10 protein-coding genes and 4 pseudogenes are annotated in these 17226 nt (G+C 41.1%); 6 read left to right on the top strand and 8 right to left on the bottom strand.

The features are described from left to right. Positions 1-90: 90 nt before the first annotated feature. A complete protein-coding gene (locus tag L5L98_RS14030) occupies positions 91-2148 on the bottom strand; it encodes a TonB-dependent receptor plug domain-containing protein (RefSeq protein ID WP_263141808.1) in 2058 nt (685 codons plus the stop codon). Positions 2149-2225: 77 nt separating this feature from the next. Here L5L98_RS14030 and L5L98_RS14025 point away from each other — a divergent pair, with 77 nt between their 5' ends. After that, positions 2226-2627: a MerR family transcriptional regulator gene (locus L5L98_RS14025; RefSeq protein WP_263141805.1), complete on the top strand. Its 402-nt coding sequence runs from the start codon at positions 2226-2228 to the stop codon at positions 2625-2627. A gap of 222 nt (positions 2628-2849) precedes the next feature. Here L5L98_RS14025 and L5L98_RS14020 read toward each other — a convergent pair whose 3' ends face one another. Together L5L98_RS14020 and L5L98_RS14015 are read right to left on the bottom strand one after the other, a co-directional pair. Next, positions 2850-4454, bottom strand: a complete 1605-nt coding sequence (locus L5L98_RS14020; RefSeq protein ID WP_263141802.1) for a PepSY-associated TM helix domain-containing protein — start codon at positions 4452-4454, stop codon at positions 2850-2852. Beyond that, positions 4451-4750, bottom strand: coding sequence for a hypothetical protein (locus L5L98_RS14015; RefSeq protein WP_012197545.1), 300 nt, complete (start codon positions 4748-4750; stop codon positions 4451-4453). The genes L5L98_RS14020 and L5L98_RS14015 overlap by 4 nt, the downstream gene beginning before the upstream one ends. A 422-nt stretch (positions 4751-5172) precedes the next feature. Here L5L98_RS14015 and L5L98_RS14010 point away from each other — a divergent pair, with 422 nt between their 5' ends. Further along, positions 5173-7230 carry a TonB-dependent receptor gene (locus L5L98_RS14010; RefSeq protein ID WP_263141799.1) on the top strand — a complete coding sequence of 686 codons (2058 nt, stop codon included), beginning with the start codon at positions 5173-5175 and terminating at the stop codon, positions 7228-7230. Positions 7231-7377: 147 nt separating this feature from the next. Continuing rightward, positions 7378-8393, top strand: a pseudogene (locus L5L98_RS14005) (IS110 family transposase). A 107-nt stretch (positions 8394-8500) separates the two neighbouring features. Here L5L98_RS14005 and L5L98_RS14000 read toward each other — a convergent pair. After that, positions 8501-9666 (bottom strand): annotated as a pseudogene (locus L5L98_RS14000) (IS3 family transposase). A gap of 134 nt (positions 9667-9800) precedes the next feature. After that, positions 9801-10079: an IS110 family transposase gene (locus L5L98_RS13995; protein WP_317633957.1), complete on the bottom strand. Its 279-nt coding sequence runs from the start codon at positions 10077-10079 to the stop codon at positions 9801-9803. Between the two features lie 392 nt (positions 10080-10471). Here L5L98_RS13995 and L5L98_RS13990 point away from each other — a divergent pair. Both L5L98_RS13990 and L5L98_RS13985 read left to right on the top strand, forming a co-directional pair. Further along, positions 10472-11335 (top strand): annotated as a pseudogene (locus L5L98_RS13990) (ISAs1 family transposase). 20 nt (positions 11336-11355) lie between these two features. Next, positions 11356-11580, top strand: a pseudogene (locus L5L98_RS13985) (transposase); the annotation flags it as partial. A gap of 19 nt (positions 11581-11599) precedes the next feature. Here L5L98_RS13985 and L5L98_RS13980 read toward each other — a convergent pair. From L5L98_RS13980 to L5L98_RS13970, 3 genes are read right to left on the bottom strand one after another with little or no spacing between them, the layout of a single operon-like run. Then, on the bottom strand, positions 11600-12847 hold the full coding sequence (locus L5L98_RS13980) for a response regulator (protein WP_263141797.1): 1248 nt from the start codon (positions 12845-12847) through the stop codon (positions 11600-11602). After that, positions 12840-15494, bottom strand: coding sequence for a hybrid sensor histidine kinase/response regulator (locus tag L5L98_RS13975; protein WP_263141795.1), 2655 nt, complete (start codon positions 15492-15494; stop codon positions 12840-12842). The genes L5L98_RS13980 and L5L98_RS13975 overlap by 8 nt, the downstream gene beginning before the upstream one ends. A 32-nt stretch (positions 15495-15526) precedes the next feature. Next, on the bottom strand, positions 15527-16747 hold the full coding sequence (locus tag L5L98_RS13970; RefSeq protein WP_263141792.1) for an EAL and HDOD domain-containing protein: 1221 nt from the start codon (positions 16745-16747) through the stop codon (positions 15527-15529). A 319-nt stretch (positions 16748-17066) separates the two neighbouring features. Here L5L98_RS13970 and L5L98_RS13965 point away from each other — a divergent pair. After that, positions 17067-17226: transposase family protein (locus L5L98_RS13965; RefSeq protein WP_263139880.1), on the top strand; the 160-nt coding region annotated here is incomplete at its 3' end.

Genomic DNA, 17226 nt, shown 5'->3' with positions numbered 1-17226 from the left:
GACTAATAAAAATCCTTTTGCCACTCAGCGAATATCAACAAAGGATAAATGCGCCAAAAGTTGCTATAACACTACACTCGGCATACGGGCTTAGCCAAATTTAATCCTGACTCCTGCATTGGCAATAAATCCATCGTTACGCGACCAGATATCAGTTGTCCACTGTCCCGCAGGAGTCCTTTCGGGCAACAGCAGCGGATGAGTATCGCTTTGTTTAATGTCTAGCAGATTCTCCAGATTGATAAACCAACTGTAGCGGCCAAAGGTCATTTCACCCATCAGGCCAAGATGCCAGTAGGGCTCAGACTCGGTCAGATAAGGGTTGTCATTAAGACGTTGAATACCAGTGTAATAGGCTTCGAACCCTGCACGAAAGTTACCGTGTTGCTCCCACATCGCCACGAATCCTGCGGAGTGTTTGGGCGTCAATGCAATCTCGCGGCGAGACGTTCGGCCTTGAGTCGACTCAGTTGCATCCAGATAAAGGTAACTTGCTGTCAGCTTGAGATCGCCAAGGTAGTAGCGTAGTAGTATTTCTGAACCGCGGATCTGGCTTTCTCCCTCAGCATTGACGAGACGAACTCTGTCGAAGGTATCATTGTTTTCAAAGGAAAAAGCCTCAAGCTTGGTCACATTACGGATATTCGAACCAAATAGGGTAAGGCTAGTTTCTAAATCATCGAAGCGGTAGGTAAAATCGACTGAGGCCGTTTGAGCGGTTTCTGCCTTGAGCTCCCCAAGAGGCTCAAGTCGCGACAAGCCTGCGGCTTCGATTTCTTCTACAAATGGGGTTGGTGCGTAATAGCCTTGACCATAGGAGCCGCGTACTGTGAAACCATCGGCACGGTACAAGAGTGAGAATCGGGGGCTAAACTCGGTACCATATTGGCTATGGTGATCCATACGGGCGCTGACAGAAGCGATCAAATCCTCCATCAAGCTGTAGTCCACCATTGCAAAAAGCCCTGGCACGTCGAATGAATAGTCAAAGTCGGAATAGTTGTCCGATTCATAAGTATCTGATTGATACGCCGCACCAATCACCCAATCTAGATTGTCGCGATAGCCAGACAGGCTGGTCTCTAGCAAGTAATTGCCATGCTTATCGTTGTCGTTATCAACCCCATAGCCGTGGAAATGTTCCTGCACCATGGCGGAGGCGCGGGTACTAAAGGTCAAAGTATCGGCAACGGGTCTATGATAGACAAGACCAGCATCCATACGCTCTGAGTTCTGAGTCTCGACAAAGGGATTACCATCGGCCACTGTGTACCCATTTAGCGTTCCGCCACGACGATTTTCAGTCATGTAGCCAGCAGTCACATAGAGGTTATCGCCATTGTCACCTTCATGAAACAGCCTTGGTCTCAGGGTGTAACGTTCATATTCCGGCAGATCGGCCCAGCCATCGGCATCTATATCTTCGATGGTTTGATAATGGGCACCTGCTGTAATAGATCCCTTGAGATTGTCGCTGAGGGGAGATTCGGCGTAACCCGTAAAATCTTGGCCATTTTTAGAGGTCAGGTTAAGGAGTGTCTCGCCAGCAAATTCATCGCCCGGTCGTCTAGAGACCAAATTAATAACCCCGCCTAAAGCCGAGCCACCATAGAGGGATGAAGCCGAGCCCTTTATAACCTCTACCTGTCCCAGATCCGTAGGCGGAATTTGCAGTAAACCTAGTGATGATGCTTGATTGCCGTATAGCGGCAGACCATCTGCCAGCAATTGAGTGTAGCGGCCATCCATTCCCTGCAAACGCACATTTGCGCTACCGAGAGCGGGTGAAGTGGTTTGCACTCGTACCCCACCCGTTTCTGCTAACATCATGGAAATGTTTCCTGGCCGCATAGCCGCCTTTTCCTCGATTTCCTCGTGAGTGACCACTTCAACCCTCATGGGCTGATCATCAACTACCCGCCCTAAACGAGTGGACTGAACCAAAATTCGTTCCATTCCCTCGTCATGCTCATCACCGTGTTCATCGGTATGTTTGTCATCATGGCTATCTTGTTCATGGACGGCTTCATGTTCATGCTGGCTGACCGACTCTGCGGCGTGTTCGTCTTTTTCATTGACCGGAGCGCCATAGGATGAAGTTGCGCCTAAGGATAATAACAGAAGGGCTAAGGGCGACAAGTGAGGCATAGGTATGTCCTATAGCGTTAAATAATTAGTAAGTGGTATGATGCAAGGCTAAAGCTTACAGTTACTGGAAGGTCAAGATGAAAATCAGCGAACTGGCATCCGCCTCACAGGTTCCAGTAAAAACTATCCGTTTCTATGAGCAGGAAGGATTGCTGCCTTCCCCAAAGCGAATGGCCAATGGTTACCGGTACTACGCTCCGCAAGATGTGGATACCCTCATTTTTATCCGCCGCTGCAGAGCGTTGAATATTGCCCTGAGTGACATTCGTCGTCTGGTAGAAGTCCAGCAGCATCTTCACAACTCTTGCGCAGTAGTCGATGAGATTATTAGCGAGCAGCTCAAACGTATTCGCCAAACTCAGCGGGAGTTGGCCAAGCTAGAAGCTTCACTCTCATCCTTAGTTTCCTGCGATAACCAACATGTTAGCGACTGTTGCATCCTCAAGCGCCTGAAGCAAGACGAGTACCGCGAAAGTTAAATATGTCGGCTATAGCTGTTTACAAAAATTGACAACCCAATAGAAGCTATGTGAATAACACTGACCACATGACTAATTCGTAACAGAAATGCATTTTAATATATTAAAGTGCATTTTTCGTCTTACTATATGGTGTACTAGTTTAAAACTAATTTGATGACTCCAATTGTGCAGAATTAGTGGTGGACCCTAAATTGGGTTTGAATTTGGTACTAACAAAACTCACTGCTGTGCAGCAGTTAATTTGACTAAGTGTTCAGGTTTCGACAATGCCCAAATACTATTTCGTTCTCCAAAATAAGCTCGCTTATAAACTTTCTGGGCGCAGAAATAAAAGCATATTGCAAAAATCAACGCCACCATATCAACTGGCCCCAAACTAGCATAAGCAATCGACTCGGATGGTGCAAACAGCGGTGAGATGAGTGTACTCACAGGGATCAATGCACAAACTAATGCTAATAACTTCAGTATATGGATTGCGGCCAACGCAGGGTTACGAACAAAACTATAAATAATCGCCCCAAAAAATATAACGTAGTAACACGCAAGATAATGACTATTGACCTGATGAGTTACCAGATAAAGCCATTTAGTCACCAAGATAGCGAAACTCACCCCCAACATTGACCCTAAACAAACACCAATTGTCAGCGATGCCATAAAACGTGTCGATGCTTGCTGCTCTGCTTGCTTTTTACGACGTTTTTCTAGCCAGAGTAAATTGCCACTATAAAACAAAAATGCCCCTAATAAACCAAAGGCAAAATACATCCAGCGACCAAAGTCACCCGCGTAATTACCAAAATGCAGAGCAAACAAACTGTTTACAATTGGACCATACGCCCCCTCACTGGCTTGATTAAGTGTGTTAAATTGCACCGCAAAGGTATAAGGGTTCAGATAAATAAAATCGCTATAGCCACCACGCATTATCTGCCCATCGGTTTTTACTTCGACAGCTAGCGCGGGATTGGTAGTTGAAAGGTTTGAAAACGCCATAGAAACAATTTGATAGCCATGGGTCATTGCACTCAATTGCTGTCGATACGTTGCCATTGATGGAAGTTCAGTAATTGAGTATTCAACATTTGAGCGTACAGGCCGTTCAAATAAAGGTTTATCACCATAAACGATACCCAACCCACCATAAAAAAAGTCGTGGAATGCAAAAACAATCACTGTCCATGCGATGATAATGTGGAATGGCAAACTGATGATACCAACGAGATTATGGCTGTCTAGCCAAAGGCGATTACTTCCCTTATTTTGCCTCAGTGCGAACAGGTTTTTGACTAAAGTAGGCAGCAAAATAATAACACCTGACACTAACGCCAAAAAATACAATAGGGCTGCCACACCTAAAACAATCACGCCTAAATCTTCATGGCCCACTTTACCGATGATGCCAGCAGTACGATGCAGTTGGTCAATTAACGTACCCAACTCATTAGTACTACTCATTTGAGTGATAATCTCGCCACGCTCAGTCAAGCTTGCATGCCGTAATTGATCATCTAATCGAATACCCCGACCGCCGCCATGTTCGTACCACTTCATTGGTGATTCATTTTCATCAAAGCTGATAATAAAACCTTCTCTAGCTTTATCATATTGGCTCAATGCCTGCGTAATTAACTCATCCAACCGCTCACTGGGTACTTGAGCTAACTGCTGATTTGACGGTATAGCCCATTGCTCAATTTGCGGTTTGAACATAGTCAATGCACCCGCATAAAAAGCAATGAATAATAGCAGTCCAGTTAATATTCCCGTCCACGTATGGATAGACTGATAAGTACGAAGCACATCTGCACGGATTCTCATAACAATGTCCATAACCCGATGAAAATAAGATAAATAGCAACATTAGCCAAAACCAAGCCACACAAAGCTGTGGTTGCGGTCTTGAATAAAAAACTCAGTGAAACAACGGTCAACCAAATTAAACTAATTAGCCACATATTAAGCTGTACCTTCATTGGCGCATCTATTCCTCCGGGGCCAAACCAAGCAAAAACGGCCACCACTCCGTAGGCGAATGTAAGACCTAACACACCTGCAATCAGGCTTTTTCGCCACCAATGAGGCTGAATCTTTTCAGCTTCAGTTAACCGCTTCATGACAATTCACCTCTATGTTTTACGAGCGTGACCAACGGAATGCATATCAGCAATAGCAAGACATTAAAAAACCAAGTGAATAATGCGGATATCAAACTCAAATGCTGCGACCAAAAAAATAGTGCCAATAAAAGTAAACAATATCCGATTATCAAAAATGATTTAGGTAATGACGTTCGTCTTAATCTTTGATGTTTACTCGTACCGTAAATAAGCATGATACCGATAACTGTCGCTACAAAAGCTGAAATTCCAAACATATTTACCCTGTTATTTTCATTATTTGGTAGAGGTCACAAAACCGATAAATGGTAATGTAAATGACATACATTCGCAATTGCGATTAAGGTTATTTTAATGTAAATTGTCGGCACTTCTAGCTAACACCACGCTATTCATTAATAGTCAGTCCGAGGATCTTCATGAAACACAGGGCATTTAAGAAAAATATGATTGCGGCACTTCTGTCGAGTATTAGCATGTCAACGGCTGCCGCTGCCGTCGAGATAGCGTCGGCAGATGCTATTGAAAAAATTACTGTATATGGCGAAAAAATTGAGCGCAGTTTAAAAGATACGACCTCGTCGGTATCTGTTATTGACAAAGAAACACTCGATAGCGGTCAGTATCAGTCGATTTCAAATGCTTTGTCCGAAATACCTAACGTTGTCGTACTAACAGGCTCGGTACCAGATATCCGTGGTGTCTCAGGCAATGGTTCGGCTTCAGGCTTCAACTCATTCACTGGCGGTGCTCGTGCACGCGTTTCCACTCTGATTGATGGTGTGGCAGAACCCTTTGTAGCCGATCTCACTGGCGATACAGGCTTATGGGACATTCAACAAATTGAAATATTTCGAGGGCCACAATCGACCATTAATGGCCGTAACAGTATTGGTGGCACTGTATTTATAAAAACTGAAGATCCCACGTTTGATTGGCATGGTGCCGCCCGTTTAGGTTACCGCAACCAAGATAACTATATTGATAGCGCCGTGATGCTATCAGGCCCGATTCTAGACGACGAATTAGCCTTTAGGATCAGCGGGCAAAATGTCACAGGTGAAACCTATAACAAAGGTTTGGAATACAGCACAAACCCAGCCACATTCGACCAAAATGAACTCATCACTAATCGCTGGCGCGGCAAGGTTTTATGGCAACCAAGTGCGATTGACGCTCTAAAAGTGATGTATAGCTTCTCGTTTAATGATGAGAAAGGAGATTCCGGACGTAACTACTTCACGGGAAATGACCCTTGGGCATATAACCCTATCTTTCAGCGTTATATTGAAACTAAATCGGCCTCACACTCAGTAAAAATCGACTACGATCTTGGTGAAGGCAAAGCATTTGATTTAGTTGTCGCCTACATGGATTATGACTGGGGCTTTGAATCTTACGAGCCAGTAGTGACAGCACAGCAATATGTGGATATGAAAGATCAAAGTTACACTGTCGATGGTAAATACAGTTTTGGCTTAAATAACCGCGACTTGAATGGTTTTATTGGCCTATCTTATTTTGAGCGCAGCCAAGACTTTGATAGCACAGGCAGCTCAATTTATAACGGCGATGACAGTAGCACATCAACGTCTATTTACGGTGAAATCACCTATGGTTTAAATGACTCACTTTGGGTCACTCTCGGCGGTCGGGTGATGCGTGATGAACAAACACGTAATTTTTCGATGCAATACCAAGGCAATCAACTAAATGAAAACCTCGATGACGGCACCACAGTCACACTGCCTAAGTTAGTACTGCAATACGCCATCACAGATAACACGACCTTAGCCGCCAGTGCGCGCCGCGGATATAACGCTGGCGGTGGAGCATTGTCGTTAGCAGAAAGTGAATACTACTATTACGATGAAGAATTTGTTGATACCTTCGAACTTAGCTCGCGCAGTGAATTTTTAGACGGTAATGTCAACCTTAGTGCCAACCTTTTCTATAACAACTTCGATGGATATCAAGCATCTAATCAAGCTCGAAAAATTACCAATGTAGACAAAGCAGTTACCTATGGTATTGAAACAGCTCTGACTGCAATGCTTGGTAATAACTGGCAATTAACGACTGGAGTGGGCTTACTCGACAGTGAAATTAAACGAGCAGATCCTAATTATGGGGATGTTATCGGCAATCAACTGAATGCGGCGCCACACGTTACAGCAAACTTAGGCATTAAATATTGGCTCAATGACGAGCTAACCTTTGGCCTATCAGGCAACTATGTTGGTGAATACTTCGCCGATATCAACAACACAGAAGACCGCATGGCAGGTGACTATGTAGTAACTCGCTTTAGCGTCGATTATCAAGCCAACAGCTGGCGGGTGAGTGGCTTCGTGAACAACCTATTTGATGAGCAAGCATTGACAGTAAATGAGCCTCCCAGCCGCAGTTATGTGGACGGTTACGCTGCAATTATCGACCCAAGAAACATCGGTGTATCTGTGATGTATAACTTCTAAAAAACCTTATTAATATAGATTCTTACACATGAAAACATCCCCTCTTATCGAAGGGGATAATGGAATGGACCCATCCACTTTAAATCGGCCTCGCAATGGGCCACGATGTAGTCGCTAAAACTCATCAAAAAGAGGACGGGTCCAGCTATGAAGATTACTACAATCGGTTTAGATATCGCAAAGTCTGTTTTTCATCTTGTTGGTGTTGATAAAGCGGGCAAGTTAATCAAAAATAAATGCTTAGACGCAAAGACTTGCTGCCCTTTGTCGCGAAAATTGAGCCTTGCCTTATCGTTATGGAGGCGTGTGGTGGCGCGAGTTATTGGGCCAGAGAATTCGAGCAATTTGGGCACGTAGTTAAGTTAATTGCCCCGCAGTATGTGGTTCCTTTTAGGCAAGGTAACAAAAATGACTACAACGATGCGCTAGCCATAGCTGAAGCCGCGCAGCGACCGAACATGCGGTTTATAAAACCCAAAAGCGTCGAGCAGCAAGATGTGCAACTGCTCCACCGTATGCGCGAACGATTAACTAAACAATCAACAGCCTTAATCAATCAAGTCAGAGGGATGCTAGCGGAATACGGCATTGTGATGACCAAAAGTAAATCGGCCTTTAAAGCCCAGCTACCTGATATTTTGGTCGATGAAGCCAATACACTGACCACCAAGGGTAGAGCCATCTTTTATCAGTTATATGATGAGGTTATCGACATTGAAAAACGGCTTAAGAGTTGTGACACTCAAGTACTAAACGAAACTCAAAACAATGTGATTTGTCAGCGATTACAGACTATCCCTGGTGTTGGGCCTGTCACCTCTACGGCGATTTATGCTGCAGTGGGTGACGGTACAGACTTTAGCAATGGCCGACATTTTTCAGCTTGGTGTGGCTTAGTACCTAAGCAGCACAGCAGCGGAGGTAAAGATAACCTCCTCGGGATAAGTAAGCGGGGAAACGCCTATTTACGTACGCTGTTCATCCACGGCGCCAGAGCGGTGTTGCGACACAGTGGGAGTAAGTCGGATAAGTTGAGTTGTTGGGCTATCCAGCTAGCGGAACGCCGAGGTTTTAACCGAGCCTGTGTGGCCGTCGCGAATAAGCTCGCCAGAATGTCATGGGTTATCGCGGCACGTGAAGAAGAGTTTCGGCTCGCTATGTAACAACATCAAATGTACTTATTATGTTAACGATTAATCAACCAGCAAGTTGCTAAGACACTTGATTTGAGGATGAGACAGTCAGACTGATCTACTAAAAACTGTACTGGTCAACCCAAACTGGACACTTTTACTTGAGAATTTTCAAACTCTACAGGTGACAGATCGTCATTAGCAGAATGCAGCAGCTCCAAGTTGTAATATTTCATGTAAGCCGTCACGTCTTGCTTCATAAACTCCCTTGTTGGTTGAATCCAATCGTGTTTCAAGCTACCAAAGAAACGCTCAACAACGGCATTATCCCAACACGCACCCACATCACCCATGCTGGCTCGGATACCATAGCTCGATAGCAGCCTACCGAATTGCTTACTGGTATATTGCGAGCCTCGGTCACTGTGAAATACCAACCCTCTGGCCGGTTGGCGCAGGTTGTAGGCTTTTATTAATGCCTTGGATATCAAATCTGTGGTCATGCGTTTGTCTATGTGCCATCCCACAATCCGGCGTGAATATAAATCCATCACCACAGCTAAGTACCTCCAGCCTTCACCCGTCTTTAAATAGGTCACGTCACTCGCCCAGACCTGATTAGCCGATACTGGATTAAAGTTCATGTTTAACAGGTTATCAGCCACTGCATCTGAGTGTTTTCGCTGTGTCGTCACCTTGTAAGCACATCGCTGGGTTACTTTGAGTCGAAGGCGGTGCATAATTTTACGAACGAGATAGCGACCAACCAGGTAGCCTTCCTTGCGCAATTTCTTCACCATTTCACGATTCCCTAAGCTGCCTCGACTTTGCTTAAATTGCTGTCGAACAAGGCGATAAAGCTTCAGTGTTTCAAGGCTTATCACGTTTGCAGGGCGTTTATGCCAATCGTAATAGCCTGACTTACTGACACTCATTACTCGACATAACAGTGCTATGGGGAATAGGTGAGATTGCAGTTTGATGAAACGAAATCTTACTTCATTTCTCTCGCAAAGAAGGCGCTTGCCTCGGCGTGCCCCTTGGGTATTTTTAGAATTTCTTTCTCCATTCGTAATTCTTTGTTTTCTTTACGTAATCGCTTTAGCTCATCACGCTCAGACTCTTCTAAGGTGATACCTTGTTGCAGGGCTTGGTGTTTTTCCTTCCAGTTGTAAAGCAGGCTCGTGCTAACTCCAAGAGACTTTGCCGCATCGGCAACGCTATAACCTTGCTCTAGCACCATCAAGACGGCTTCATCTTTAAATGCCTGCGGATAACTCTTATGTGATTTTTTTAAACTCATATAGACCGCTTAATTTATTGACCATACTGTCTCAAAATTAAGTGTCCGATGGGATTAGACCAGAACAGACTGATACCTTATTTGGTTCTTTATCACCCCAAAACAAATTTGAATTAGCTTTCTCATTGCGGCACTTAACGCTTGTATCTTTGTTTTCCCTGCGGACAGAAGTCGATTTTTTGTGCTTTAATATCTGGGTTATGTGTTCCAGCACTAACTGCTGCTAAAAATATTTTGGATCGAATTCTGGATGGACCAATTTTACTCAGTGTCGTTCTCCCTTTAAACAAACCTGATTCATTTAGCTTAGGTGCTAGGCCAACATATGCTGCAGCTTGCTTAGCTGTTGAAAAGTTTTTAGCTGAAAAAAGATAGACTAACTCTCGGGATATTACTTTACCTATACCGATCACACTCGGCTTTGTTTCCTAATAGTGAAATCCAATGTTTGTCGGGTTTAAATCAAAATAATATTCTGATTACAGATAAACGACTGACGATGAAACAAGGGTTTTATGCGCCATACTGGCGATCAAGAAGCACTCTGTAGTTATTTCTGTTAGGAAACAAAGCCATGACACTCATGAGTAAATCATGGTTCTTTTTCATGGTAGTACAGGCAGTGAGAATGGTATCGATTTCATTTTCAATCTCTTGAATTTCTTCTTCTAAAATCCCAACAATACGAGTAATTGAGAGTAAAACCCAGGGTGAGATCGCGAACAATTTTCAGCCATTCAAACGGGCAGTACTTCTCAATTTGACGGCTTTGTGAGCTTATATTCTCTTTTGCCGAGACACAATCATGAGCCTTCTTTCTCTTACCAAGCACTTTGAACTTATTGAAGACCACCGACAGGCCGCCAAAGTGACTTATCCCTTGTTCGATGTGTTGTTCCTAACCGTGGTGGCGGTCATCGGTGGCTCTGAGGGCAGGGAAGATATTGAAGACTTTGGCCATTGCCACTTGGAAATACTGAAGAAGTATGGTGATTTCAGCAAAAGTATTCCTGTTCATGACACCATCGCACGAATTATCAACAAAGTTGATCCAGAAGCGTTGCAACAAGCTTTTATTTCATGGATGCAGGCAACCCAACAATTGACTTAAGGCCAAGCCATTGCCATTGATGGCAAAACCTTACGCGGTTCTTATAACAGAGAAGAGCGTCAATCCGCTATTCATATGGTGAATGCTTTCTCTGTCACCAACGGTGTGGTGATGGGGCAACTTAAAACCGATGTGAAGTTCAATGAATTCACTGCGATCCCTGAGTTATTAGCCTTATTGGATATTAAAGGCGCACTGATTACCATTGATGCAATGGGCACTCAAGCCGATATTGCTCATACCATCATAGATAAAGGTGCCGACTTCCTGTTAACAGTCAAAGGTAATCAAGGTGCTTTACATCAGCGCGTAAAAGAGGCCTTTGCCGCTGAGTCAGAGAATGTCGAAAACACCACTAAAATCGAGGCGCAGCATGGCCGAAAAGAATATCGGGAATACCAAATTATAGATGCACTCAAAGAGCGACTTGAAGCCAAATGGCCGACCATACGCAGCTTTGGTAAAGTCATTAGTTATCAGGTAAACAAAGGCAAAGGAACGCTGCAGACACGTTACTACATCAGTTCCGCCAAATTATCGGCTGAAGAATTAGCCTGACACAGAATTATGAACAGCCTCTGTCGTTGTGGGATAGAGCGATGCTGTCGAGACGTTTCATCATAGAAACCATCAACGACCAGTTAAAAAATATCTCACAAATAGAGCACTCCAGATACCGCAGCGTGCATGGTTTTATGCTGAATATGATTGCGGGGCTTATAACCCCGCAATTGAAAGACAATAAGCCACAACTGAACCTCACTAACGGGGAGTTTAATACTATTGCAGTTATGGCTTGTTAAACCGATCTCAGGTTATATATTACCTTAAATGTAATGGTATATCGTATTTTTTGAATAGTTTTACAATCAAATCTTTGTAAAGCGGTTTTATGATGTAACCCTTCGCACCAACAGAAACCGCCTGCTGCACAGATGACTTATTTTTGTTACCAGTCAGCATAATAATAGGCGTACTTGAATTTATTCCATTTGATTTATTAATGTGGTCGATAAGATAAAACCCATTAGTATCAGGAAGATTTATATCCATTAAAATCACATCATATTTTTTCTTTGCCAGTAAATCTAAGGCCATTCGACCAGACAAAGATGTATCAAGTTCAATCGCAAATGCTCTTAAGAGCATAATGGTCAGGTTCAAACTAATATGATCATCTTCAACAATTAACATCTTTGGCACCACGGGGATCTCAACCTGTACATTAGCGTTTTTTGAATCTGTGTATAATTTATTATACGAATACTTAGTGGTATCCACACTCGCTACGGTCTTACTTTCAACCTCTAAAGGCTCATCAGGTAGAGGAGCTTCAGCAACAATAGCAACATTTGAAACATCAGTAACAACAAGTTCAAGTAAGTGAAGCGCCTTGCTCTGCAACTTCAACAAAGCAGGTCTAATCTCGTTAGAACGAATAAACGATAATATTTTTTTCAATGACGCTAAATCTAACTCTGCAGTCTTATTGCTTGCAAGATGTGCCTCAGCCCTGTCTAACGATGCCTCAATTTCTGCTAAATTTGACTCAAAGCTTTGTTCTAAATCCTTTTTTCGTTGAACTCCCTTAAGTACAATTTCCTTAATATGCGAAGAGTAGTTTTCCTGAATATTTATAAAATCTTCAACTCTTTTATTCTTACCTCTCAGACCAATCTCTCGTAATAAATGAGTGCATATAATAATCGCTCGATGTATTTCATAAATAGGCCTAGCAATCAGATAATCATTGATAACCCCACTTCGATAAGCCTCGTATGCTTCTTTTTCTTGATGTTTTGGAATTAGACTAACAACCGCATGTTCACAAATATCTACGGCCTGCAATTCTTCAATCGCTTCGTAATAAATGAGTAAAGTCTCTTGTAATGTTTCTGCTGCAACAAGAATCACTTTTGGTGTTGACTGTTTGATCTGCTCAACAAGCTCAACATTTGATTTAATCACGTGAATACGAGAAAAGTGACGTATCAGAACACTTATCAATAAACGGTCATTATCTTGATCATTTGTAAAGAAGACGATATGTTCAAAATTAACTCTATCCACGGACATTACTCCTACGCATAAAAAAATCAGACAATGCGAATAAATCATCATCTACTTCTTGCCAAAACTCTAGTACCTGTTTGTACTCGATATCACTGTTACGAGATACACGTTCCAACTCTTGACAAGATAAATTTAATTTTTTGGCACCAACATAAAGAGAATTGCTCTTAAGGGTATGGCTTATCCCAGTAATGGAACGAATATCATTATCCATAATTGCGGTTCGTAATGATTCGCGCTTCACTAATAAATTGCTGTAATATTGCTCCAGAAAAAACTCTAACTCATCATCAGTAACATCTTGGCCAACGAACTTATATATCGCTGAAAAATCGACAATCTGTGAAACATCGGCAGCTTCATCTACTGTATTATCTAAACAAAAAAAGTCACTGCCCAATGAAACATCATCAGTATTAACGGTTTCGGTCTCTAAACTTGAATGTTTTTCTAAGGTTGTTTTAACATCATCTAAAAGGTGAACGAGATCTATCAGTGCAAGTGGCTTGACAAGTACACGATTAGCTCCAGCCTGCAAGCACTCTTCCTTACATTCATCCCCATGTTCTGCAGTCAACATTACAATAATTGAAGGAGCAAGATGTCGATAATCCTCAATTTCTCTAATAACTGCAATAAGATCTGGACCATATATAGTTGGCATTACAACATCTGAAATGATTACATTAAATTTATTAGCTTTAAAAAGCTCAATGGCCTGCATCGGATCTTGCACACATGTCACCATTACCCCCACTGACGATAATTGCTTCTCAATCACAAACAGATTGTCTTGGCTATCATCAATAACCAATACACTTACACTACTATAATTCGTTTTATCATCAAGACTGACAATACTAGACTTATTCTTTTCATTAACAAAATCTATAACCTGATAAATTTTTAAGGGCGGATATGATATGACTTCATAATCAGAGTGAGACCGAGAAAGCGATAAGTTACTTAACTCGGCAACTCTTTCCTTCTTTGAGAACAAACTTGTTATAAATTCATTCCTTGAGATAATATCACGTTGACTTAAGTCCACAAAAAGTATTGAATCATCCGTATCAAAATCAACCAATTCATTACTTGGTAAAAATAACAACTCAAAATTTAGATCGCTTGAATATCTTGTTACGGCCTCATGAAAATCAGGACTATTAGTAAATGCGGTAATGGGAACATTCATATTTGAACGATGAAATATAGCTTCATCGAGCGCAATTGAACTATCATCAACATCAAATTCAACAACAAAGTAAAAAACACTTCCATCGCCAATTCGACTAACTACCTCAAGCTCACTTCCCATTGAATGGCAAATGCTCTGACTAATATATAACCCTAAACCAACACCACCATGCAGACGATGCGAACCTGATAACACCTGCTCATACTTCCCGAATATTCTTAATTGTTCTTCCTGCGTCAAACCAATACCATTATCAATAACAGAAAATTTTATCTTAATATTTTCAAAAGATTGCTCGACAATTTCCACATCAAGTAAGATTGATGGTTCAATTTTATTTGAGAACTTAATTGCGTTTGAGATCAAATTATAAATAACTTGATTAAGCCTCACTTCATCACAAATAACTCTAGAGTTAAACCCTAATGGCATATAAAAGTCTAAGTTAATATTTTTTTTGCTTGCTTGAAGACTAAACACATCAATAATTGACTCCCCTAAGACCCTAACATCTACAGAATCACTTTTGCTAATTAGATTAATTTCATTACCTTTCCTAAAGTCCAACATACTATTAATAAGTAACAAAACTTGTTTTGCAGTACTAAATGCGACTAACAGCAACTTTCTATCTTGTTCGTTTACACGGCCTAAACTAAGTTCAATCAAACCTAAGACTGCATTTAATGGAGTACGTATCTCATGACCGAGAGTCGCAATAAAATCATTTTGAGCACAATTCAACTGCATCAACTCAGAACATTTATCGACTAAAATATTTCTTTTATTATATTTACTTGTTTGGTCTGTAAGCAATCCTAATCTGGATCCATCATCATGTAAAATGTCCCGATACTCGATATACATACCAGATTTAGTTTTAAAGACTAAAAGTAGATCTTTGCTGGTTGCAAACTTATATCTAAACCATCTTAAAACCCTACTACTATTCCGTCTCGTAAACTCGCATTTAAAAACATCACTAATTAGATCAAAAAATGATTTACCGATATATTCTCGAAGGCGAAGATACGGAAAGAAACAGCCAAACTCACAAAAAACATGGTCAATTATAGCCACGCTACTGACACCAATAACACTAACTGCTGTTTGACCTGGTGAAATATCATTAAAATCTAAGCGACCAAAATGGCTGTTTTTCAGTTTATCTAACGTTAACACGCCATCCTCTACAGTACAGAGAACAACAAAGCATGCATCAGTCATCTTTATGACTTTGAAATTAATTATTTTATCGTTAATTTTAAGATTTTCATTAATAAGGTGGTGGGCCTTAATTTTATTAAAATGAGAAACAATAGACTCTCTAGCACCCACTAAAAATGGATCTGCCAAAAAAAGGTTATTCTCCCCTAACCACTCCCCTTCAGTAGAAATCAGCAACGCACAAGAATCAAAAAAGTTCAAATCAATCACGTTCATCATAAAATATCCTTATTATTCACTATCAATCAGCGCTATTGAACTGAACGTTGATACTGATTCAACCAACCATATACGTTGTCACATTTTAAAATAAATCTGTCTTGATCAATATTGTAAACCTCTATGAAATAATCAACGGTAACCCAATCCCCTTCCATATATGCTACCGCAAGCTGTAAACAATGAGCCAAATACCCACGATTATTAAGTAGTGCACTCTTGATTTTTTGCTCTAACGGTAAAGGGCCTATTGCTCTTTCCATTGGTTTATCCAGAATGGCATCCAGCGTTGACAATAAGCCCGTAAGAAATGCTGACTCACTTAAAAAAGAAAATCCCATTAATGAAATTAACTCCTCACATAGCCGAGCTCTCATCATAGTATTATGAATTAACACCACAGGCTTGTTTGGGTTGAGTTCAGCTAGCATAATAAGGCTAACAAACTTACGAAGTTTATTTTCCCCTAAGAAAATCATTGCCTGCTTTATTGAGGTAAATTCTGTTACATGTTCAAATTGACTTGAATTGACAAACCTAAGTAGTTTGTAAGTTAAATCTAAATCTTGAGAAAAATACTTTTCGAGCTTTTTGTAGCTAAAGTCAGGCTTGAAAACCTCATGATAAATTGACAATGTAAAGTGTTGAGAAGCACCAATTTCACAGCCTTCAATCAATTCAGGCTTGTAAAAGTAATAACCTTGAAAATAATCAAATCCTAATAATTTAGCTTGTTTATATTCAGCCAGAGTCTCGACCTTCTCAGCCAGTAACTTTAAATTATACTTCCTAAACATTGGAATTAAATGAGCAATACTATCTAACGGTGTAGAAACAATATCTACTTTAATAAGCTTAAAAAATGGAAAAAACCGCTCCCATGCCGCCGAGTAAACGAAATCATCTAAGGCAAGATAGTAGCCCAAATTAAATAGCTCTTTAATTACAATGAAATTCTCCTCACTTGGCGCAACAGTTTCCAATACTTCAACCACGATTCTATTATGTGGAAACATATATAATAAATACTCACTCAAAAAGTGAGTGGGGAAATTAATTAATGCTGGCTTCCCCTCCGTCAAATCATCTAAATCCATATTTAAATAACTATTGACGAGCAATTTTGCTGTAGCGGCGTTATCAGCAATACCCTGTGGAAAGCAGTTGTCACGACTATTTCTAAAAAGTAGTTCATAAGCAACAACATGTTTATTCCTATTTAATATAGGCTGTCTTGCCATATAAAAGCGCATAGGTCACCTCTTCCATTTTTCACTTAATTTTCAATTTTCAGTGAATCAGTCCTTTAGTTTCCAGTCTAGACCTCGAACTTAAAACTTTCAACACCACATTTTTAGTCTCCACTAAATTTAGCATAAGTTGTTATAAACAATGAGTTTAAAATAATAAACTTAGCTTTATTTCCCAGCACAAAGTGCTGCTATTTCTAATTAGAGATGTACATTTACCATATACACCCAATCAGGGCGGGATCATACTTTGTTAACTAACGGAAACTTTTAGGCTTAAACAGGATCAGAGCAAGCATGTTATGCTAACGACCTATTCCTAATGTCACTGTTTGAACACTTGAAACTCATCGAAGACCCTCGCTCTCACATCAACCTAGACCATGATTTAGTTGATATTATTTTTCTTGTTTTAGCCGCTATCGCTTCAGGTTGCGATGGCTGGCAAGCTATCGAAGAATTCGGCCAAGAGAACCTATCTT

Origin of the sequence: Shewanella sp. SM23 (genome assembly GCF_025654295.1) — a bacterium.
Taxonomy (GTDB): domain Bacteria; phylum Pseudomonadota; class Gammaproteobacteria; order Enterobacterales; family Shewanellaceae; genus Shewanella; species Shewanella oncorhynchi.
This window is presented reverse-complemented; position numbering and strand designations above follow the sequence as displayed.

Coding starts and splice junctions, on each gene's coding strand:
- L5L98_RS14030 (WP_263141808.1), bottom strand. CDS start 2,148: ATGCCTCACTTGTCGCCCTTAGCCCTTCTGTTATTATCCTTAGGCGCA.
- L5L98_RS14025 (WP_263141805.1), top strand. CDS start 2,226: ATGAAAATCAGCGAACTGGCATCCGCCTCACAGGTTCCAGTAAAAACT.
- L5L98_RS14020 (WP_263141802.1), bottom strand. CDS start 4,454: ATGAGAATCCGTGCAGATGTGCTTCGTACTTATCAGTCTATCCATACG.
- L5L98_RS14015 (WP_012197545.1), bottom strand. CDS start 4,750: ATGAAGCGGTTAACTGAAGCTGAAAAGATTCAGCCTCATTGGTGGCGA.
- L5L98_RS14010 (WP_263141799.1), top strand. CDS start 5,173: ATGAAACACAGGGCATTTAAGAAAAATATGATTGCGGCACTTCTGTCG.
- L5L98_RS13975 (WP_263141795.1), bottom strand. CDS start 15,494: ATGATGAACGTGATTGATTTGAACTTTTTTGATTCTTGTGCGTTGCTG.
- L5L98_RS13970 (WP_263141792.1), bottom strand. CDS start 16,747: ATGCGCTTTTATATGGCAAGACAGCCTATATTAAATAGGAATAAACAT.